This window comes from Pseudonocardia sp. GCM10023141 (genome assembly GCF_042653605.1).
Genome location: NZ_JBHSIR010000009.1, coordinates 270,352 through 290,822 on the forward strand (window position 1 = coordinate 270,352; position 20,471 = coordinate 290,822).

The 20,471-nt window shown below is 73.4% G+C and carries 12 protein-coding genes; 4 read left to right on the forward strand and 8 right to left on the reverse strand.

Features of this window, described 5'->3' with window-relative positions; translation table 11 throughout:
- Positions 1–9: 9 nt before the first annotated feature.
- The gene (locus tag ACFPFQ_RS06105) at positions 10–1,074 is read right to left on the reverse strand and encodes a 3-oxoacyl-[acyl-carrier-protein] synthase III C-terminal domain-containing protein (RefSeq protein WP_379615620.1); all 1,065 of its coding nucleotides are present in this window, start codon (positions 1,072–1,074) and stop codon (positions 10–12) included.
- A 278-nt stretch (positions 1,075–1,352) separates the two neighbouring features.
- Here ACFPFQ_RS06105 and ACFPFQ_RS06110 point away from each other — a divergent pair, with 278 nt between their 5' ends.
- From ACFPFQ_RS06110 to ACFPFQ_RS06120, 3 genes are all read left to right on the forward strand, one after another.
- Positions 1,353–3,113: a thiamine pyrophosphate-binding protein gene (locus ACFPFQ_RS06110; protein ID WP_379615622.1), complete on the forward strand. Its 1,761-nt coding sequence runs from the start codon at positions 1,353–1,355 to the stop codon at positions 3,111–3,113.
- Between the two features lie 21 nt (positions 3,114–3,134).
- On the forward strand, positions 3,135–4,235 hold the full coding sequence (locus tag ACFPFQ_RS06115) for a 3-oxoacyl-ACP synthase III family protein (protein ID WP_379615624.1): 1,101 nt from the start codon (positions 3,135–3,137) through the stop codon (positions 4,233–4,235).
- A 124-nt stretch (positions 4,236–4,359) separates the two neighbouring features.
- Entirely contained in the window at positions 4,360–5,316 is a 957-nt protein-coding gene (locus tag ACFPFQ_RS06120; protein ID WP_379615626.1) for an NADP-dependent oxidoreductase, read from the forward strand.
- A gap of 33 nt (positions 5,317–5,349) precedes the next feature.
- Here ACFPFQ_RS06120 and ACFPFQ_RS06125 read toward each other — a convergent pair whose 3' ends face one another.
- From ACFPFQ_RS06125 to ACFPFQ_RS06155, 7 genes are read right to left on the reverse strand one after another with little or no spacing between them, the layout of a single operon-like run.
- Positions 5,350–6,576: a cytochrome P450 gene (locus ACFPFQ_RS06125; RefSeq protein WP_379615628.1), complete on the reverse strand. Its 1,227-nt coding sequence runs from the start codon at positions 6,574–6,576 to the stop codon at positions 5,350–5,352.
- Positions 6,573–7,805 carry a cytochrome P450 gene (locus ACFPFQ_RS06130; protein WP_379615630.1) on the reverse strand — a complete coding sequence of 411 codons (1,233 nt, stop codon included), beginning with the start codon at positions 7,803–7,805 and terminating at the stop codon, positions 6,573–6,575. The genes ACFPFQ_RS06125 and ACFPFQ_RS06130 overlap by 4 nt, the downstream gene beginning before the upstream one ends.
- Complete coding sequence (locus ACFPFQ_RS06135) at positions 7,802–9,385, reverse strand: PfaD family polyunsaturated fatty acid/polyketide biosynthesis protein (protein WP_379615632.1); 1,584 nt, start codon at positions 9,383–9,385, stop codon at positions 7,802–7,804. Before ACFPFQ_RS06135 ends, ACFPFQ_RS06130 begins: the two co-directional genes overlap by 4 nt.
- A complete protein-coding gene (locus ACFPFQ_RS06140) occupies positions 9,379–11,406 on the reverse strand; it encodes a beta-ketoacyl synthase (protein ID WP_379615633.1) in 2,028 nt (675 codons plus the stop codon). Before ACFPFQ_RS06140 ends, ACFPFQ_RS06135 begins: the two co-directional genes overlap by 7 nt.
- On the reverse strand, positions 11,403–17,699 hold the full coding sequence (locus ACFPFQ_RS06145) for a beta-ketoacyl synthase N-terminal-like domain-containing protein (protein WP_379615635.1): 6,297 nt from the start codon (positions 17,697–17,699) through the stop codon (positions 11,403–11,405). The genes ACFPFQ_RS06140 and ACFPFQ_RS06145 overlap by 4 nt, the downstream gene beginning before the upstream one ends.
- A 43-nt stretch (positions 17,700–17,742) precedes the next feature.
- Positions 17,743–18,342 (reverse strand): SGNH/GDSL hydrolase family protein, encoded by a 600-nt coding sequence (locus ACFPFQ_RS06150; protein WP_379615637.1) that lies wholly within the window; start codon positions 18,340–18,342, stop codon positions 17,743–17,745.
- Complete coding sequence (locus tag ACFPFQ_RS06155; protein ID WP_379615639.1) at positions 18,339–19,538, reverse strand: NAD(P)/FAD-dependent oxidoreductase; 1,200 nt, start codon at positions 19,536–19,538, stop codon at positions 18,339–18,341. The genes ACFPFQ_RS06150 and ACFPFQ_RS06155 overlap by 4 nt, the downstream gene beginning before the upstream one ends.
- 270 nt (positions 19,539–19,808) lie before the next feature.
- Between ACFPFQ_RS06155 and ACFPFQ_RS06160 the strand changes: the two genes are divergently transcribed.
- On the forward strand, positions 19,809–20,324 hold the full coding sequence (locus ACFPFQ_RS06160; protein WP_379615641.1) for a PaaI family thioesterase: 516 nt from the start codon (positions 19,809–19,811) through the stop codon (positions 20,322–20,324).
- The last annotated feature ends 147 nt before the right edge of the window (positions 20,325–20,471 follow it).

Sequence of the window (20,471 nt, forward strand, 5' to 3'; positions counted from 1 at the left end):
TTGCTGCTGTCAGGCCACGAACAGGGCCGCGCCGGCACTGATCCCGGCTCCGGCGCTGATCGCCAGGACCGTGTCCCCGCGCTTCACGACGCCGCGCTCCAGCTGCTCGGCGAGGCACACCGGGATGCTCGCGCTGCCCGAGAAGCCACCCTCGCCACCGAACCAGAGCACCTTCTCCCGTGGCCACCCGAGCCCGGCGCGGGCCGCCTCCACGACGCCGGCGTGGGTCTGGATCGGCAGCAGCCAGGTCACGTCGGCAGGCTGCAGCCCGTTGCGTCCCATGATCGTGCGTCCCACCTGCAGGAGCAGGTCGAGCACGGCCGCTCCGGCGCGCGACCCCTTCATGATCATGGCCTGTCCGTCGGGGCCGAGTCCCACCCAGTCGCGCTTGTCCGCGTCGACGAGGTTGACGTAGTCGACGATCCCGAAATGCCCTGCGGGCGGGGATTCGCGCTTGCGGACGACCGCCGCGCCCGCAGCGTCGGAGGAGATGAACACGAAACTCGAACGGTTCGAGGCGGCGGTCGACATCCGGCTTCCCTGCTCGGTGGAGACGAGCAGCGCCGCGCGATAGTTGGGATTGGCGAGCAGTGCATCGGCGACCTCGAGGCATCGCACGAATCCCGTGCAACCGCAGGCCTTCAGGTCCAGCCCCAACGCGTCATTGCGGCCGATCTGCTGCAGGACCATCGGTGCCAGATCGGAGATGCCGGGATTCTCCAGGTCTCCCGGATGGAGCACGGAGATGGTCGTCGCCGAGCTCACGAGCACCACGTCGATCTCGTCGCGCAGCCCCGGGTCGGCGGCCAGTGCCGCATTCACGGCATCGCGAGCCATCGTCCACGTCGTCTCGCCCGGAGCGCACCAGCGCCGGAACGTCATCTGCGTCTCGGCGACGAGCGCTGCCCGATCGGCGGGCAGATCACCCTCGGCCCGTGCGAAGAACTCGTCGTTGTCGATGACGAGGCTGGGATGGCCGTAGCCGGTCGCCACGATCTCCAGACCGTAGGTGCGCCCCTGGCGCGCCGGAACGCCCCACTCCGAGCGGCAAGATGTCATCAGGCCCGCGTTCATGATGTGTCCGATCGGTTCGGCGTGACGGCGACAACGGACTGCCCGACGCCCATGGCGTCCGATCCAGTGGACGCGAGCAGGCCCGGAGTCGTCTTGAGCAGCGGCTGCTCAGCAATCCCGTGGGCGGTCACTCCGGTGGCCATGAGTACCCGGTGCTCAAGACCGGGGCCGCTCCCGCCGGCTAGCGTCGCCACGGGTCAGCCCGATCGTCTCCACCCCGCTCGCGTTCCCGATCCGCGGGAAGCGCACTGCTCGTCCAACACACCTCGGAACGAGTCATGACAGCTTCGCGGCGCACACCGGCTCAGCCCCCGCTGCCGGCCGACCCGACGTTCCCGCCGAGCCTCGGTGTCGTCGGGTCCCCGTCGTGGCGCCCCGAGCCGACGTCCGCGGTCTCCCGGCAGATCCTCGACGTGCTGGCGGAGTTCGGGATCGACACCCTCTTCGGCATTCCCGGCGGCGCGATCTCCAGCCTCTACGGTGCCCTGCTGCATCGGCCGCGGTTCCGCGTGGTGAACGCCAAGCACGAGACCGGCGCGATCTTCATGGCCATGGGCCACGCACTGGCCACCAACCGGCCGGCGGTGGTGGCCACGACGGCCGGGCCGGGCATCACCAACATGCTCACCGGGCTCGTCTCCGCCTACTACGAGAACCTCCCCGTGATCGTGCTGGCCGGCGAGGTCCCCACCGCCGCGTTCGGGAGGGGTGCGTTGCAGGAGGGCTCCGCCGCGGAGTTCGACGCCGTGTCGCTGGTCCGTCGCACCACCACCTTCGCCGCCCAGGTCACCCGCGCGGACTCGGCGACCGCACTGGTCCGCGAGGCCGTCAACGCGAGCACGAGCGGTCGCCGGGGACCCTCGTTCCTCACGCTCCCCCTCGACGTCGCGGCAGCGAACGTGGTCGATGCGCCTTCCCCTCGCGGGAGCGTGCACACGGCGTTCGACATCGACGCGGCCGGATGCCGGCAGGCCATGGAACTCCTGATCGGGGCCCGACGGCCGCTCCTGCTGGCCGGCTCGGGCTGCCGCAGCGCGGCCGGTCGGGCGGCGCTGCTGCGGCTCGCCGTCGCCGCGGGCGCGCCGGTGGCCACCAGCCCGAGAGCCAAGGGCGTCGTGCCCGAGGATCACCCGCTCCACCTGGGCGTCTTCGGCTTCGGCGGCCACGAGTCGGTGATCGAGTACCTGCGAGGCGGGGTCGATGTCGTGCTCGCGTGCGGGGCCGACCTCGACGACTTCTCGACCAATGCCTGGTCACCGCTGCTCGCGGCCGCGACCGCCTTCGTCCAGGTGGACGTCGACATCGCCCGGTTCGGCCGGAACTATCCCATCGACCTCGGCCTGCTCGGCCCGGTCGACCAGATCGTCGAGCAGATGCTGCGATCGGCCCCGGCCGCACCGCGCCGGACACCACCCGGGCTGCCCGGCGTGGTGACCCAGGTGCCGAAACGGTCGGCCCGGGGGGCACTCACCACGGCCGAGGTCGTGCTCACCATGAACGAGATCTGCCCCCGCGACGCGGTGTTCACCGCCGACATGGGCGAGCACCTCGGCATCGCACTGCACTACCTCCGGATCCGCGACGGCGGCCGGTTCGTGACGTGCCTCGGCTTCGGTTCGATGGGCTCGGGCATCGGCGTGGCCATCGGCCACCAGATGGCCGATCCGACCCGTCGGACGTACGCCATCACCGGCGACGGCTGCTTCCTGATGTTCGGCATGGAACTGGCAACAGCCGTGCAGCACGAGGTTGCGGTGACCATCGTGATCATCAACGACAGCCGCCTGAACATGTGCGAACTCGGCTTCCGCGACCAGTTCGGCGCCTCACCGGACCTGAGCACGCAGGTCATCGACTTCCACCAGGTCGCACGCGGCATCGGCGCCACCGCCCACCTGGTCACCACCCGCGACGAACTGGTCCCCGCACTGTCGCAGCCGGCGCGGGGACCGGTCGTGCTCGACGTGCGGATCGACCCCGACGTCCGGCTCGATGGCAGCCAGCGCACCGCAGCGTTGCGCCAGTTCACGAGCGACTGAGTTGATCACGAGGAGCCTCGCATGCTTTCCGTAGGCATACGGTCGATCGCCGTCGAGTTCCCGAGCGTGGTGCGCACCAACGACTACTGGCGTGCGCGGTACCCGGACGTGCTCGCCGATGCCGAGCAGAAGACGCTCGCTCAGGTCTTCAACCCCACCGACCCGACCGCGGCCAGCGCCGATTTCGACACCGAGATGCGGCCCTACCTGGCCGACGTCTTCCGCGGCACGGTCGAGCGGCGCGCACTCGGCCCGGGCGAGACCACCCTGCTCCTCGAGGAACGCGCGGCCCGCAAGGCGCTCGACGCCGCCGGCCTGGCGCCCGCGGACGTCGACCTGATGATCTGCTGCTCGTTCCTCCCCGAGCACCTCGGGCTGGGCGACGCCGCCTTCCTCGCACAGCGGCTCGGGCTGACCGGCTCGGCGTGGAACGTGGAATCGACGTGCTCGGGCGCTCTCGTCGCACTCCAGACGGCGAGCGCGCTGGTGCGTGCCGGCGAGTACCGCACGGTGCTCGTGGTCGTCTCGTGCACCTACTCGCGCGTGATGGACGAGACCGACACGCTGAGCTGGTTCCTCGGCGACGGGGCGGGCGCCTACGTGGTCGGTGAGGTACCCGCCGGTCAGGGACTGCTCGCCGTGAACAGCGTGCACACCGGCGAGACCTGCGGTGCGTTCCGCTGGGACCTGGACGTGCACGAGGGCGCGCCGCGGATCGCGGTCCGGGCCGGCACCAACTCCGGCCGAGCCCTGCGCGACACCAGCTCACCGGTGCTGCGCCACTGCTGCCTCGGCGCCGTCGAGAAGGCCGGACTCGCGATCAGCGACATCGACTTCCTCGTCTGCAACACCCCGCTGGCCTGGTACGACCGGTTCGCCGCCCGCGCGCTGCGGATCGACCCGGCACGCACCCTCACCACCTACCCGCGCTACGCCAACATCGGCCCGGCCCTCACCACGACCAACCTCTACGAAGCTGCCAGCACCGGCATGATCAAGGAGGGTTCACTCGTCCTGCTCTTCACGGTCGGCACCGTCTCGACCGCCGGGGCCGCCGTCATGCGCTGGGGCGATGTGGGGCTGGGCCCGGCTCCGGCAGTCCTCGCTCAGCCCGACCCGTGACGCTCCGGCGCGAGCGAGCTGCCCGCGAGCTGAAACGGAGCCTACTCCGCTTGTGCTACCTTGTGTCCGGTAAACGGAGCCTCTTCCGTTTCATCGTGTCGCCACGCGCAGGAGTTGAACGAACATGCAGGAACAGAGCGATCCGTTGCCGGCGAGCACGAGCAGGGCGGTCCGGCTCGACGCGTTCGGCGGCCCCGAGGTCCTCGCCGTCCGCGACGTGCCCACGCCGCAGGCCGGCGCGGGGCAGATCCGCGTCCGGGTCGCCGCGTCCGGACTCAACCCCATGGACTGGATCATGACCGCGGACGCGGAGACCGCGACCCGGTTCGGCCTGAGGCTGCCGGCCGGGTTCGGCACCGACTACGCGGGAGCGGTGGACCAGGTCGGTGCCGGCGTAGCCGGGTTCGCGCTCGGGGATCGGGTGTTCGGCGGGGCCTTGTCCCGCGCCGTCGCCGACCACGTGGTGGTCGACGTGCCCGGCCACATCGCGACGGGCGTCGCCCATCACACGCCCGACGGCGTCGACGACCGCACCGCCGCCACCCTCGCGATCGCAGGCTCCACGGCGGCCGCCGCCATCGCCGTTCTCGACCTCGGCCCGGACGACACGGTGCTGATCGGCGGCGCGGGTGGCGGGGTCGGGGTGTTCGCCGTCCAGCTGGCCCGGTTGGCGGGGGCGCGGGTGATCGGAACGGGATCGGCGACGTCGTCCGGCTTCCTCACAGGCATCGGGGCCGAGCCCGTCGCCTACGGTGAGGGTCTGGCGGATCGGGTCCGCGCCCTCGCCCCCGGGGGTGTCACGGCCGCGCTGGACCTGCACGGGACCGAGACCGTCCACACCGCACGGACACTGGGCGTGCCCGACGGGCGCATCTGCGCCATCGCCACCCAGGTCGACGGGGTCAGGCCGGCGAACGGCGCCAACGCCGCCCCCGGCGCGCTGGAGGAGATCGCCCGCCTGGTCGCGGCCGGCCGGCTCCGGGTGCCCATCGCGGCGACCTTCCCGATCGAGCAGATCCGCGCCGCGGTCGAGCTCCAGGTCGGCAGGCACGTGCGCGGCAAGGTCGTCGTCAACCTGTAGGCCAGGAGGTGCCCGGAGGGCGTGGGTACCCGCTTACCCCGCGGTGACCGGCAGTGCGACGAGGCCGCGGTGGATCAGGCTGGGCAGGTAGGTCAGCTCGGACCCGGCCAGCGCCAGTCCGGGTGCGCGTTCGAGCAGCGACCCGATCGCGATCGCCGCCTCGAGCCGGGCCAGCGGGGCGCCGATGCAGTAGTGCACGCCCAGGCTGAAGCCGAGGTGTCGCCGGGCGGGGTGCGGCCCGTGGAAGCGGGTGATGTCGAAGCGGTCGGGCTCGGGGTAGACCGCCCCGTCGCGCCCGGCGGCAGCCATCACCACCACCACGCCGTCCCCGCGACGGAACCGGCGACCGGCCACGGTCGTGTCGGTGAGCGCCACCCGGATCGTGAACTGCGTCGGCAGGTCGTAGCGCAGCATCTCGTCCAGCGCCGCCGGCATCAGCTCGGGACGGCTGCGCAGCAGCGCGAGCTGCTCGGGGTGCTGCAGCAGGGCCAGCACCCCGTTGCCGATGAGGTTGATCGAGGTCTCCATGCCCGCGACGAGCAGCAGCATGCAGATGCCGACCAGTTCCGGCTCGGTGAGCCGGTCGCCCTGCTCCTCCACCATCAGCAGATCGCTGAGCAGGTCCTCGGCCGGCTCCGCCCGGCGCTGCGCGACGAGCCCGTGGAAGTACCCGGCCGCCGCACGCGCCGCGGTGCCGCGTTCGACGATCGCGTCGGCGGGCAGCAGCTCGTCCGGGTCGGTGCCGCGGGCGATCGCGAGCTCCCACTGCCGCAGCAGCGGCCAGTCCTGCTCGGGGACGCCGAGCACGCGGCCACCGATCATGCGCAGGGCCAGCGGCACGGCGAGGTCGGCGATGACGTCGATCCGCTCGCGCACCAGCGCGGCGTCGAGCAGGTCGGTGACGACCCGGTCGACGAGCGCGAACAGCGAGGCCACCGTCCGCGGGCTGAACGCCTTCGTCACCAGGCCGCGGAAGCGCGTGTGGTCGGGTGGGTCCATGCGCACGAACGAGCCCGGGATCAGCGCGCCCTGGTCGCGGAACGGGCTGATCCCGGCCTGGTAACCGTGCCCCCAGTGCGGGCTCGTCAGGATCTGGGCGCACTCCTCGTAGCGGGTGAACACGGTGACCGGCACGTCGCCCAGCAGCAGCGGGCAGGCCGCGGTGGCCTCCCGGACCCGCCCGAAGCTCGGGTAGGGGTTCGCGCGCTGGGCGGGCTCGAACGCGTCGAAGCGCACCGGCTGCTCGTCGATGATCGTCATGCGGAGGCTCCTCGAAGGCGCACGGGCAGCGCGGACATGCCGCGCACCACCAGGTTGGGGCGGTAGGGCGGGCGGTCCACGAGCAGTTCGATCGACGTGACCCGAGCGGCGACGGCCTGGAGCACGGTCTGCATCTCCAACCGCGCCAAGGCGGCCCCGATGCAGTAGTGCAGGCCCAGACCGAACGCGAGGTGCCGCCGCGGGCGGGGTCGCGCCGCGTAGCGGGTGATGTCCAGCGCTGCCGGGTTCGCGAAGGCGTCGGGATCGCGGTTGGCCGAGCCCATCAGCACGATCACGGCCTCGCCCGGCGCGAACGTCGTGCCCGCGATCGTCAGCTCGGCGTGCGCGGTGCGCGTCGTGAAGTGCACCGGCGGGTCGTAGCGCAGCACCTCGTCCACGGCCGGGAGGGCGAGATCGGGGTTGCGGCGCAACAGGTCCAGCTGGTCGGGCCGGTGCAGCAGGGCGAGCAGGCCGTTGCCGATCAGGTTGACGGTGGTCTCGTGCCCGGCAACCACGAGGATCAGCAGCGTGCCCAGCAACTCCTGGGGCGACATCGTCTCGCCGTCGGCGCCGGCCCTGGCCAGCGCGGTGATCAGGTCGTCGCGCGGGTCCGCCCGCCGCTGGGCCACGAGGTCGCCGAAGAACGCGGTGAAGTCGTGCACCGCGGTGGTGCGGGCGGCCAGCTCGTCGGGGCTCAGCAGGGCGTCGAGGTCGAGACCACGGGCGATCCCGGCCGACATCCGGCGCACGTCGGCGTGCGCCGCGGCGGGGACGCCGAGCAGGTCGCACACCATCGTGAGCGGGAGCGGGTAGGCCAACGACTCGATCAGGTCGGTCTCGCCCTCGGCGAGCGCGGCGCTCAGCAGCCCATCGACGATGCGCTCGGCGTGGGGGCGCATCGCCTCGATCCGGCGCGGGGTGAAAGCGGCGCTGACGAGGCCGCGGACGCGGGTGTGGTCCGGCGGCTCCATCCAGAGGAACGACCCGGGCAGCTCGACGTCGCTGTCGGGATGCAGCAGGTCCGGTTCCTCGGCGTGGCTCCACGCCGGGTCGGCCAGCACGGCGTCGCACTCGGCGTAGCGCGTGACGATCCGGGTGCCCAGCGGGCCGGGTACCAGCGGGCCGGCGGCGCGCAGCACCGCGTAGGCGGGGTAGGGATCGTGGCGGCTCGCCGGGGCGAAGGAGTCGATCACCGCCTGGGTGACGGGATCCAGTGCGGTCTCGGTCATGGCCGCACCCCCGGACGGTAGGTCGCGCAGCGCGCCGGCAGGGTCACGCCGCCGGCGCGCAGCGTGGCCAGCCGGGACTGGTACGCGGCACCGCGCATGACGTGCTGCGCGAGCGCGGCGACACCGCGCCGCTCGACGGGCTCCAGCGGGGTGCCGCGCAGCCACGCGTTGCAGGCGCCCATCGCCGCCCCGCACCACACCTGGTAGTCGGCGGCGCGCTCCGGGTCGCCGGTGGCGGCCCATCCCGACGACTGCCCGAGGTACCACCGGAACACCAGCGCCATGCGCCGCTTCGGGTTGCCCTCGGCGCGGGCGATCTGCTCCGGGTCCCGCGCGCTGAAGTAGGCCACCGTGTCGGACCACACCGCGTCGAGGCCACGTCGGAACACGGTGCGCTCCAGGTCGGCACGCTCCGCCACGGGGATGTCGTCGATGCCGTTGTGCCGCCGGTACAGCTCGAACAGCCGCCGCGCCCGCGACGGGAACAGGGTGCCGCGGCGCAGCACCTGCACGTCGACGCCGAGCTCGAACATGTCCGAGGACGGCGCCATGTCGCAGTCGGTGACGTCGGCCGCCCCGAGCAGCCGCTTGACCGCGTCCGACTGGCCCGACTCGACGCACGCCTGATTGATCGACCCGGTGACGACGTAGTCGGCGCCCATCGCGAACGCCGCGGCGGCGGCCGCCGGGGTGCCGATGCCCCCCGCCGCGCCGACGCGCACGGCGTGCCCGTGACCGGCGCACACCTCGTCACGCACGCGCAGGATCTCCCCGAGCAGCACCGGCATCGGGCGCCGGTCGGTGTGCCCGCCCGAGTCGGCTTCTGCGGTGATGTCGTCGGCCATGGGGACGAGCGCGGCCAACCGGGCCTGCTCGGTGGTGATCGCGCCCCGCTCGACGAGCCCGCGCAGCAGCGCCGCAGGCGCCGGCCGCAGGAACAGCTGCGCCACCTCGGTGCGCGAGACCTTCGCGATCACCTGGTGCGCGATCTGCGGCCGCCCGTCCGCGCCCGCACTCAGCCCGAGTGCCCGGTAGCGCACGACCTCGGGTGTCAGCTCCAGGAACGCCGACGCCTCGACGCACCGCACGCCGTAGCGCAAGCACAGGTCCACTGTGGAGCGTTCCATGGCCGGCTCGCTCGGGCTGTGGATCAGGTTGCAGGCGAACGGTCGGCCCGGTGCTTCGCGGGTGATCGTCGCGAGCCCGGCGTCGACCTTCGCCGACACGAGCCCGGCCGCGCCGAACGAGCCCAACAGGCCCACGCGCGCCAGTGCCACGACCATCTCCGCCGACGCGAGGCCGTGCGCCATCGCCCCGGTCTGGTACGCGAGTTCGACGCCGTGGGCGCGCCGGTAGGCGGCCGACCCCAGCTGGCGGGGTGGGAGCGGCCCGGCCGCGGCCAGCACGGCGGTGCCCGGCCGCCGCGCGACGCTGCCGTCCCCGGTCAGGCCGACACCGTCGCCGTCGCGCACCACGTAGACGGGCTGGTCGAGGTCGGCGAGCACCGCGTACGCGGCGTCGGGGGTGCGAGCGAGCACGTCGCCCCGGCTCAGCAGCGGGATGTCCAGCAAGGTCACCACAACGGCGCTCCCTTCTCGCGGGCCTCGGCGGCGATGCCGTCGAGTTCGTAGATGCGCAGGCCCGGTCGCCACAGGCTCGCGTCGGCCACGACCCGGACCCGGCCCGCGCGACGGGTGACGTCGCGGATGTGGACCTCGAGGGTCAGCTCACCGTCACCGGCGAGGATCTGGCCGCGGTAGCGCCACGCCAGCTCGACGCCCGCCGGGACGCCGAACTCGGGTTCGGTGAGCCCGGCGAGCGCGCCGGTGTCGAGGAGCCAGGCCTGCAGGGCCTGGATCACCGCCTCCACACCCAGCGATCCGGGCATCACCGGGTCGAGGTGGAAGTGGCGGGCGAAGTACCAGTCCGACGCGGCGACCGGCCGGGTCGCACGCAGGTAGCCGCCACCGTGGCGGCCACCGCCGTCGACGACCTCCATGCGGTCGAGCAGGTCGAGCTCGCCCGTGGCACCGGTGGCGACGGGGATCTCACGGGACGCGGAGCCGGGGTGCTCCTCGAGCCAGGTCGGGACGCTCGCACCGTTGTCGAGGCCGGTCTGGTTGGCCAGCGCGGTGGCGCTGAAGAAGCCGAACAGCGACTGTCCCTCGTAGAACGGCGGGTCGCGGTCCGGGTCCTCGCCGTCGAGCCAGAGCCGGTAGCCCAGGCCCTGCAGCACCGCGCCGGTCAGCACCGTGGTCGTCAGCAGGGTGGAGCGCTGGCAGATCGTGCGCCCGCGCAGGTCGACGTCGCGGTGCAGCGTCGCGGACCCATCGAGGTTGCGGAGGCTGTAGTCGGTGTCGGGATCCACGAGCGTGGCGCCGAGGTGGTAGCCCAGCAGCAGCGCCGACTGCAGCGACGTCTCCATGAGGATCACGTTGGGCACGCTCGGGTGGGGCGCGGCGCCGAAGTACCAGGCGTCGGCGGCGCAGTCGTACTCCGTCTCCCCCGTCGCGCCGCCGGTGAGGTCGCCGCGGGTGCCGTGCACGGCCATGACCCGTCCGACCAGCCGCAGCCCACCCGCCGGTGGGCGGGTGGCACGCCGGGCCGTGTAGCGCTCGAACTCCGGGCCCAGCGCCATCGTCAGGTCCCCGCGCGAGGCCGTGGCCAGCGCCAGCTCGTCGACGACGGCGAGCGCGCCCGTGACGCCGCGGCGCACCGGTCGCGCGGGCGGGTTGCCGCCGCGGCGGGTGCCGATGGGTGTGCCATCCGGTTCCCGGACGATCACCGTGAGGTCGTGGATGCGGGCCAGCACCTGCTCCCCCGCCCGGAACTCGGCGGAGAGGCGCAGCCAGGGCCGGGGCAGCAGGTCCGCCGCGCGGATCTCCGCGACGACCTCGGCTTCGCCGTCCGAGATCGCACACAGCTCGACGGCACCGCCGTCGGTCGTGAGCCGGGCGTCCGGAACGCACAGGTGCAGGCCCAGCCACAGCGCCAGTACCGAGCCGGCCTGCCGGGCCGCGACGCGCACGTCGCCTTCGCCCAGGGGTGCGGCGCAGGTGCCGATGAGCACTCCGGCTCCGCTGGGCCCGCCCGGGCGCAGCTCCGCGACCGACCGCAGTGGGCCCTCCGGCAGGGCGGGAGCGGGCTGGTCGTAGCGCGCGCCGAAGACGGCACCGGCACGACCCGCGCACAGCAGCGCGAGCTCACCGGGACCGAGCGCCGCAACGGTCGTGGTGGCCAGCGGCTCCAGCTCCCCCTCCCGCCGGTAGGCGATCCGCGCCGCCGCGAGTCGCGACGATACGCCCCGCGAGTCGGGACCGATCACCCCCCGAGTCGGGACGGAACGGCCCGCGCGCAGCGCTTCCAGCTGCCGTTCCTGCCATGCCACCTGGACGTTCATCGCGGCATGGTGGGCGGCCAGCAGCTCCGTGCTGAGGGTGGCGACGAGATCGGCGACGGCGCCCTCGCGATCATCCGGCCCCGTTGCCACCACGGGCGCGGGCGCGGCGGTGCGCACCACGGGACTCAGTGCGTCGAGCGCATCGAAGGGGCGGCCGTCGAAGCCGAGGGTGTCGAGCTCGCTCATGATCGGCTCGCTCATGATGCGGCCTCCGCGTTGCGCCGCTGCACGGCCTCGGCGAACTTGGCGGCCATCTCCGGCGTGCTGACCGCGGCGATGTCGCTCCAGCGCTGCAGGAGCGTGCCGTCCGGGGCGTGCACCGCGGCGTTCACGGTCACCCCGTTGGCGCCGGGCCGCAGGTCGTCGACGACCACCACGAACGGGGCGTCCGACGGCAGCGGCGCGTGCAGGTCGATCCGCCCGACCGACAGCGGCAGGCAGCCGGCGTCGAGGTACCAGACCCCGAGCACGCAGGCGGCCTGCAGGACGACGTCGCCGAGCACCGGGCTGTGCAGCGCCCCGGCCCAGGCACCGCCGTCGAGCGGGGTGTCCGGGAGCCGGCACTCCGCGACCAGCCGCGTCGGGGCGCGCTCGATGACCCGGCGGATGCCCTGGAGCAGGAAGCCGTGGAACAGGTCGGCGTCGGCGTAGATCGCGAGGCCGTTCTCCGGCCCCGCTCCCAGCGGCCAGGCCGCTGGGCCGTCGGTGGCGAGGGTCGCCGGGGCCGGGCCGAGCACGAGCGTCGCGCCGAAGTGGGGCAGCGCCCGGTCCCCCGCCTGGCTCCGGATCGAGGCCCTGACCAGCACCGATGATCCTTCGACCCGGCCGGCGTCGAGGTGCAGTTCCAGCTCGGACGGCTCGGAGCCGTCCAGGACGATGCCGCGATGCACCTCCACGTCACGCAGCCCGACGACCACGAGATCGCGATGGGCCTGCTCGGCGCCGCGGGCCATCCAGCCCAGCGCCGCGGCGGCGGGCAGCACCGCGTGCGCGCCGACCCGGTGGTCGCCGACGACGGGGTCGCGGGTCAGGGGGAAGACGTCACGGCGGGTGAGTACCGCGGCGACCGGTTGCGGGTCGCTCGGGGCGAGCGCCCCGGCCGGCCCGACCAGGACGCTGCGCTGCGCGACCCGCGACGGGGTGAGCTGCTCGACGAACGCGGCCGCGCCGACCGCGGGGTCGAGCAGGGCGACACCGCGCGCGGTGAAGAGCTCCTTGAGCTGCGCCGTCACCATGCCGCCGTCCCAGGCACCCCAGTGGACGCAGGTCGCGTTCGGCAGGGAGGCCGCGATCCGGTCCAGTGCCTCGTTGGCCGCCGCGTAGTCGGCCTGGCCCGGGTTGCCCAGCACCCCGGCGACCGAGCCGAACAGCAGCGCGCGGCGCGGTGGCCCGTCGAGCGCGTCGAGCACGGCGCGCAGCCCGGCGATCTTGGGTGCGAGTACGCGGCGCACGGCGTCCGGGGTCTTGTCGGGGAGCGCGGCATCGGCGAGCACGCCCGCGCCGTGGACCAGGACGGTGACGCGGGCGGCGTCGTCGCCGAGCGCTTCCCGGACGGCCGCGGCGTCGGTGACATCAGCGGCGAGGTAGCGCGCCGTCGACCCGATGGCGGCCAGCGTCGCGCGGATCTCGCGCTGGGCCAGCAGCCCGGCAACCTGCGCCTCGACGTCGCGCGGCGTGACCGTCGCACCGCCGGCGCGCCGGTCCGCGATGAGCGCCGCCTTGACGTCGGTGTCGGCCACGTCGAGCGCCCAGGCCGGTTCGTCGGTCAGCGGTGTGCGGCCCAGCAGCAGGAACTCGGCGCCGGTCGCGCGGGCCAGCGCGACCGCGCACAGTGCGGTGACCCCGCGCCCGCCGCCGGTGACGAGCACGACGTCGTCGGTGTCGACGGTGGGTGGGGTGGCGTCCGCGCCTGCGACACCGCGATCGACGAGCAGCGGCGTCCAGCGGCCGCGGACGGCGTCCACGCCGACCTCGGTGTGCAGTGCGGGGTCGTGCAGTTCGGTGAGCACGACATCGGCCACGGCGGCGTCGTCGAGCGCCGGATCGACGTCGAGCGCACGGGCGAACACCGCGGGCGTCTCGCGGGCGAGGGTCTTGACCAGCCCGGTGACGCCGCCGAGCACCGCGATCCCGGGTTCGGCGCGGCCGTGGTGGCCGAGCCCGCCGTCGAGGCGGGTGAGCGTCACGAGCGCGGCCCGGGTGCCCCGGCCGGCCGTGTCGGCCAGCGCCCGCGTCACCCCGGCGGCGACGATCACGGAGTCGGCGAGCGCGCACTCGGCGGCACCTGCATCGGCGCCACCGAGCACGACGAGGCAGGCGTCGAGCCGGTCCGTCCCGGCCACCGCTGCCGCGGTTGCGGCGCCGTCCCAGCCGGCCAGGCCGGTCTCCACGCCCGGGAGGGCGACGTGGTGCAGCGTCCAGCCGGCGTTGCGCAGCGCGGCCGTCAGGTGTGCCGGGGCCGCAGCGCCGATCTCCACGACCAGCGCTGTCGGCTTCGCCGCGAACGGGCCGGCGAGCCGATCGGGCACGGGTAGCGGGCTCAGGACGATCTCGGAGCGACGGGGAGCCGTCGGGGCTGCGTCCACGGGCTCGACCACCACCGCGGCGGCGGCCCCGGCGAGTACCCCGACGATGTCGTCGACCGACCGCAGCTCCGCGAGCTGCTCCGGACCCACCGACGCCACACCGGGCACCCGCTCGGCGACAGCTCCGAGGATCTGCACCCGCTTGATCGAGTCGATTCCGAGGTCGGACTCGAGGTCCATCGCCGGGTCGATCATCTCCACCGGATAGCCGGTCTTCTCCGCCACCACGGCGAGCAGCGCCGCCCGCACCGCGGAGGCGTCCACACCGGACGGTGCCGGAGCTGCCACCGCCCCGGCCAGCACGCCGACGATGTCGTCCACCGACCGCAGCTCCGCGAGCTGCTCGGGGCCGACGGCGGCCACGCCCGGCACCCGCTCGGCCACGGCACCCAGGATCTGCACCCGCTTGATCGAGTCGATCCCCAGGTCCGATTCCAGATCCATCGCCGGATCGATCATCTCCACCGGATAGCCGGTCTTCTCCGCCACCACCGCGAGCAACGCGGAACGCACCGCAGCAGCGTCCACACCGGACGGTTCCGCGGCCAGGGCGGGCGCGGCCGGGCTGAACGCCTCCAGGTCGAACCCTTCCGGGTTGACCACTTCGGGGGGCGCGAGGTGGCCGTTGGTCGTTGGCGCGTGCCCGTTGCTCGTGCCGGCGAGCAGTTCGGCAGCCGCCGGGGCGGCGACGATCGCGGCCGGAGCCTCCGGGCCGGGGGTGGCGGGGGGCCGACTCGACACGTGGGTACCGCCGGCGAGCCCCGCGAGCGAAGCGAGCACTTCGTTGGCATGGGCGTGGCCACGGCTGATGGCGACGGTCGCGTCGCGCACCGACGCGACGGCCGACCGGACACCCGCGTCGAGCGGGGTCCCGGGTGCCTGGCCGCGCAGGACGTCGACGAGGCCCTCGGTGATCCGCAGCTGGCTCTCGAGGTAGCGCGTGTGCAGCTCCATGTGGGCGTCGGCGGGATCGGCCGAGTGCACCGCAAGGGGCACGGGGGCAGGCGGGGGGGCAGGCGGGGCGATCGGAGCGGGCGCGACGACCTGGACCGGGGCGGGGACCTCCACCACCCGGCGCTGCACCTGGTACCCGTCGCGCAGGGCCGCCCGGTAGGCCTCGGTGCGCGCCGCGGGCCGGTGCGTCATGCCCGTGAGCGTGACGACCATGCCCTCGAGCGGCGCCGCGTCGAACGGCGCGGCCGCATACCGGTTGAGGTGCGACAACGGTGCGCCGAGCACGGCCAGCTGCACGGCCGCGCCCAGGAGCGCGACGCTGCCGTCACCGGAAGGTCCGGCGTCGGTCGCGATGGCGAGCGCGTCGGGCAGGTTGCGCCGGACCAGGCCGGTGAGCACCTGCTTGGGTCCGAACTCGACGAAGACGGTCGTGCCGGCCTCGGCGAGCGCGCGCACGCCCGCCGCGAACTCCACGGGGTGGCGCAGCTGCTCGGCGAGCACAGCGCGGTTGGCCTCCGCGTCGGTGCCGTAGCCCGCGCCCGCGGTGTTCGCGACCAGCCGGCCGGCGGGCGCACCGATCTCGGTGCCCCGCAGGGCATCGCGGAACGTGTCGACGGCGTGCCCGACGGCGTCGGTGTGGAAGGCCGCAGCGACGGGCAGCGTCGTGGCGCGGCCGCCCAGGGTCTCGACCAGCCGCGCGACGGCCGCCGTCGGCCCACCGACGACGACCTGGTCAGGTGCGTTGTCGTTGCACACGCTCACGCCGGGGTGCTCCACGAGCAGCGTGTCGACCTCGGCGCGGCCCAGCGCCACGGCGGCCATGGCGCCTGCGTCGTAGCCCGCGTCGTCCGCGGGAGGTGCCATGGCGGCGCCACGGGCGCGGGCGAGTCGGAAGAAGTCGGCGTCGGAGAGCGATCCGGCGGCCCACAGCGCGGTCAGCTCACCGAAGCTGTGGCCGAGGAAGCCCTCGACCTGCAGGCCCAGCTCCCGCAGCAGCGCGAACTGCCCGGCGGCGAGTGCGCCGATCGCGGGCTGCGCGTACTCGGTGCGGCGCAGGTCGGCGTCGCGCTGCCGCGCCAGTGCGTCCGGGTCGGCGACGAACGCCGGCGGCGGGAAGACGGTCGCAGCGAGGGTGGGGGTGTCGGTGAACCGGGCGTTGGCGGCGTCGAACGCGTCGCCGACGGGCGGCAGGTCGCGGGCCGCGCTCAGCCCCATCTCGACGTACTGGCTGCCCTGCCCGGCGAACAGCGCCGCGACCGAGAGGTCGGCCAGCGCCTCGCTGCGGTAGTGGATGCCGCGCGGGTGCGACCACTGCGCGGCGTCCGATGCCGCCAGCGTCTCGACGGCCAGCGCCTGCAGCGCTGCCGCCTCGGCGTCGTCGCGCGAGACGAACCCGATGCGAGCGTGGCCCGCCGGCACGGGACCGTCCGATGCCTCGCCCCGCAGCGCGTCGAGCAGCGCCGACCGGTCGGGCGCATGCCAGAGGTGCGCGCGGGCGATGCGGTGCAGCGCGGGCACGCGTTCGCCCGTCGCCTCCTCGAGCACGACGTGGAAGTTGATGCCGCCGAAGCCCATCGCCGAGGCAGCAGCGCGGCGCTGGGGGCGGCGCGGATCGCGGATCCAGGGCCGGGTCGCGGTGTTGAGGTAGAGCGCGGGCACGTCGGCCAGCGCCGCGTTCGGCGTCTCGATGTTGATCGTGGGCGGCAGCAGCTTGTGGTGCAGCCCGAGCGCGAGCTTGATCAGGCTGGCGGTGCCGGCGGCACCCTTGGTGTGGCCGATCTGGGACTTGACGCTGCCGATGGCGGCGGCGCCGGTGTCGGCCGACGCTTCGGCCAGCACCGCGCCCAGCGCGGTCAACTCGGTCCGGTCACCGACCGCGGTACCGGTCGCGTGGCCCTCGAACAGCTCCACCGACGCCGGCGAGCAGTCGGCGTCGACGTAGGCGCGGCGCAGTGCCAGCTCCTGGCCAGAGGCGCGCGGGGCGTAGATGCTGCCGTAGCGGCCGTCGCTGGACGAGCCGATGCCCCGCACCACGGCGTAGACGCGGTCCCCGTCGCGGCGGGCGTCGGCGAGGCGCTTGAGCGCCATCATGCCGATGCCCTCGCCGACGAGCGTGCCGTCGGCGGCGTCGTCGAAGGGCTTGATCTTCCCGGCCTTCGACAGCGCCTGGGTCCGGGAGAAGCACATGAAGCCGAAGATCGTGTTCTCGGTGTCGCAGCCGCCGACGATCATCATGTCGGCGCGGCCGTCGGTCAGCTCGCTCGCCGCCATCCGCAGCGCCGACAGCGAGCTGGCGCACGCGGCGTCCACGGCCACGTTCATGCCGCCGAGGTCGAGCCGGTTGGCGATGCGCCCGGCCGTGACGTTGCCCAGCAGGCCCGGGAACGTGTTCTCCTCCCACGGCGGGAACGCCAGCAGGTACTTCTCGGCGATGGCCTCGGCGTCGGCGTCCGACAGGCCGCAGCTGCGCACCACCTCCTTGAGCACCGGCGTCTCCAGCCGCGCCGCCATCGGGTGGGTCAGCGGCATCGGCCCGGTCACCCCGAGCACCACCCCGGTGCGCGACGGGTCGTACCAGTCCGAACCGGGCGCGCCGGCGTCGCGCAGCACGTCACGCGCGACGTTGAGGCTCAGCAACTGGACGGTGGTGGTCACCTCGAGCAGGTTCGGCGGCAGCCCGAACTCGCCGGGGGCGAAGCCCGTCGCCGGGATGAAACCACCGCGCGTGCAGTAGGTGGTATCGGGCCGGGACGGGTCGGTGGACGGCGCCGGGTCGAAGTAGTCCTGCGCGCGCCAATGCGTATCGGGAACCTCACTCGTGCAGTCCACCGCGGCCACGATGTGTTGCCAGTACTGGCGGTAGTTCGCGGCATTCGGAAACAGCCCGGCCACGCCCACGATCGCTATGGGTTCGGCGGCCAGCGTGCGTTCGGTGCGTGCCCTCGCGTCGGTCACCAGAAGCCTCTCTACAACACCACGGAAACAATTCGGAAACGTGCTATTGGATTGCGGGAGCACCGGCCAGCATCGCCGCCATTTCCACGGCGATCGTGCGGTGACCGATGGTGGAGGGGTGGATGCCGTCCGGGTACCACATCGCGGCGTCGCGGGTCAGCGGCGCGGCGGCCAGCCCGTAGCGCAGCACGCCGAGCTCGACGCACAGCTCGTCGAGGTAGGCGTTGGCATCGGCGAACCGGTCCCGCAGCAGGGCCACCGTGTCGGCGGGCAGCCCGGGGATGCGCCCGGGGATGTCGGGGTAGTCGTGGGTGAACACCGTGCGGCCCGGGGCGGCCACGGCCTCGAAGATCGCCCGCAGGTTGGTGCGGATCCGGTCGCGGTCATAGGCCCGCACCAGGTCGTTGCCGCCGACGGCCACGCCCAGCAGCGGCGTCCGCACGTCCGCGACGGCGGGCACCTGCTTGTCGACGACGTCCTGGGTGAGAGCGCCGTACGCGCCGAGGTTGAGGATGCCTGCCTCGTCGATGCCCAGCAGGCGCGCGGTGCGCGGCACCCAGCCGACGAACGTGCCGTCCGGGCCGGGGTCGCCGCGCCCCTCGGCGAAGCTGTCGCCGAGCACGACCATCCGGTAGCCGCTCATGCCGCCACCCCCGACATGATCGCCGCGACGTTGGCCGGGTCGAAGAACTCCTCACCGGTGATGCCACCGCCGACCATCGTGAAGAACTGCTGCGTCGCGCGCTCGTCCCGGCTCACCGCCGCCACCAGCGCCGCGAGCTGCGGAGTCAGCTCCAGCTCGGAGATCATGCAGGTGAAGTCGTAGGCCGAGCGGCTCTCCGCGTCGCGTTCGCGCTGGTAGTCGGCCAGTGCCTCGGCCATCGGGCGCGCCCCGCCCAGCGTCTCGTGGAGCCGCTCCGCGAGGATCTCGGCGTGCACGAAGGCATCCGAGATGCCCTTACCGGTGAACGGATCCTTGTGGTAGCCGGCGTCACCGACCAGCGCCCAGCCCGGACCGTGGCTCTCGCGGTAGTAGTTGTCGGGGTAGCGCATCGCCCGCATCGGCTCGGCCCTGGCGCCGGCCTCGACCTGATCGGCGATCGCCGGATCGATCGTGCGGATGATCTGGCGGAACTGGCCGTCGACGTCGCGGCGGAACGCGCCGAACGCCTCGCGCCTGCGCATGACCGCGACGAGCGTCAGCCCGTCGTGGGTCGGCCAGGCGCCGAACTGCTCACGCACGCCGATCCGGCTGTGGAACTGCACGTCCATGCCGTCCCAGTAGCTGTAGTAGATGAAGCAAGCGGCCGGTACGACGTTGTAGGTCGTGGCGCCGACCGCATCGGCGACGAGCGAGCCGGCGCCGTCGGCACCGACCACGACCCGGGCCCGCTCCTCGACCGTCGCTCCACCGGCGTCCCGACCCCGGATCCCGACGACCGCACCGTCGGAGAACACGAGCTCGGAGACGGTGAACCCGAGTCGGACCTCGACACCCGCGCGCTCGGCCGCGCCCAGCAGCACGGCGTCGAGCACCGTGCGGCGCGGGGCGATCGTGCTGGTCAGGCCATCGATCGGGGCGGCGAAACCGTCGATGGCGGCGGCGCCGAACGACACCGTCATGTTCGTGATCTCGGGAACCCCGGTGGCCAGTACCTCGTCGAGCAGGCCCCAGTCCTGCAGCCGGGACATGCCGTACTGCTGCAGGTAGTGCGTGGACACGGTGTCGGCAGGCAGGGCGGTGCGATCGAGCACGAGCACTCGGTGGCCGCGGCGGGCCAGCAACATGGCGAGCGGCGACCCGGCGCAACGGGCTCCGACGATGATGGCGTCGTACATGGCGACGTCTGCTCCTCGGTGGCTGGTTCGATCACCGGACGGATCCCGGCGGCGATGCGCGGAAAACGGTTCTGACGCCCGGCGTACGGCACAGGTCTACGGCGCTCAGCAATTGCTGTCAACGCATGGAACACCACGATGAGACGGCACTATCGCCCCATTACCCGGACGCATCAAGAACGGCTCCGGCACAACCCGTATGCCGTTCTTTCGGAACGAAGGACATTGCCGTTCATCCGCTGTCCACATATCACGGGGCTAATTGCCGCCATGTCCGTCAACACGAACCCGCTCGCCGCCGCAACCTCCCGCCTGCGGTCCGCAGGTGCCGACACCGACCTCGAACAGCTGCGCCAGGTCGTCGACGCGATGGTGCCGTTCAACAACTTCGTCGGCGTCCGGATCACGGAGCTGACCCGCGAGTACGCCGTGGCCGAGGTGCCCGTCCGCGACGAGATGCTCAACCACTTCGGCACCGTCCACGCCGGGGCGCTCTTCCTCGCCGCCGAGGTGGCGGGCGCCGGGGCGTTCTCCGGGGCGATGGCCCCGCGGATCCTGCAGGTGCAGCGGTTCGTGCTGCGCGAGAGCAAGGTCGGGTTCCTCAAGCCCGCCTCGGGACGCATCCGCGCCCGCGCCACCGTCGACCAGCAGGTGGTGGCCGGGGTGCTGGAGCGCGGCGTCGAGGAGCGCTTCGAGCTCACCGGCACATCGCTGCTGCACGACGACGCCGGCGTGCTGGTGGCGCGGGTGGAGCTGGACTACGTCGCCTGGGTCGCGGCCGCCTGACCGCGCCAACCACTTCGCCACCGCGCCAACGTCTCGACATCGGCGCGGTGGCCACTACGTCGGCGCCGTCCCCCCGCGGCGGCGGCCCCGGCCGACCGCGCCAACCACTTCGCCACCGCGCCAACGTCTCGACATCGGCGCGGTGGC

Excerpts from the sequence above, each read along its gene's own strand:
- ACFPFQ_RS06125 (WP_379615628.1), bottom strand. The coding sequence starts at position 6,576 with ATGACGATCATCGACGAGCAGCCGGTGCGCTTCGACGCGTTCGAGCCC.
- ACFPFQ_RS06110 (WP_379615622.1), top strand. The coding sequence starts at position 1,353 with ATGACAGCTTCGCGGCGCACACCGGCTCAGCCCCCGCTGCCGGCCGAC.
- ACFPFQ_RS06105 (WP_379615620.1), bottom strand. The coding sequence starts at position 1,074 with ATGAACGCGGGCCTGATGACATCTTGCCGCTCGGAGTGGGGCGTTCCG.
- ACFPFQ_RS06120 (WP_379615626.1), top strand. The coding sequence starts at position 4,360 with ATGCAGGAACAGAGCGATCCGTTGCCGGCGAGCACGAGCAGGGCGGTC.
- ACFPFQ_RS06155 (WP_379615639.1), bottom strand. The coding sequence starts at position 19,538 with ATGTACGACGCCATCATCGTCGGAGCCCGTTGCGCCGGGTCGCCGCTC.
- ACFPFQ_RS06140 (WP_379615633.1), bottom strand. The coding sequence starts at position 11,406 with ATGAGCGAGCCGATCATGAGCGAGCTCGACACCCTCGGCTTCGACGGC.
- ACFPFQ_RS06160 (WP_379615641.1), top strand. The coding sequence starts at position 19,809 with ATGTCCGTCAACACGAACCCGCTCGCCGCCGCAACCTCCCGCCTGCGG.
- ACFPFQ_RS06115 (WP_379615624.1), top strand. The coding sequence starts at position 3,135 with ATGCTTTCCGTAGGCATACGGTCGATCGCCGTCGAGTTCCCGAGCGTG.
- ACFPFQ_RS06130 (WP_379615630.1), bottom strand. The coding sequence starts at position 7,805 with ATGACCGAGACCGCACTGGATCCCGTCACCCAGGCGGTGATCGACTCC.
- ACFPFQ_RS06150 (WP_379615637.1), bottom strand. The coding sequence starts at position 18,342 with ATGAGCGGCTACCGGATGGTCGTGCTCGGCGACAGCTTCGCCGAGGGG.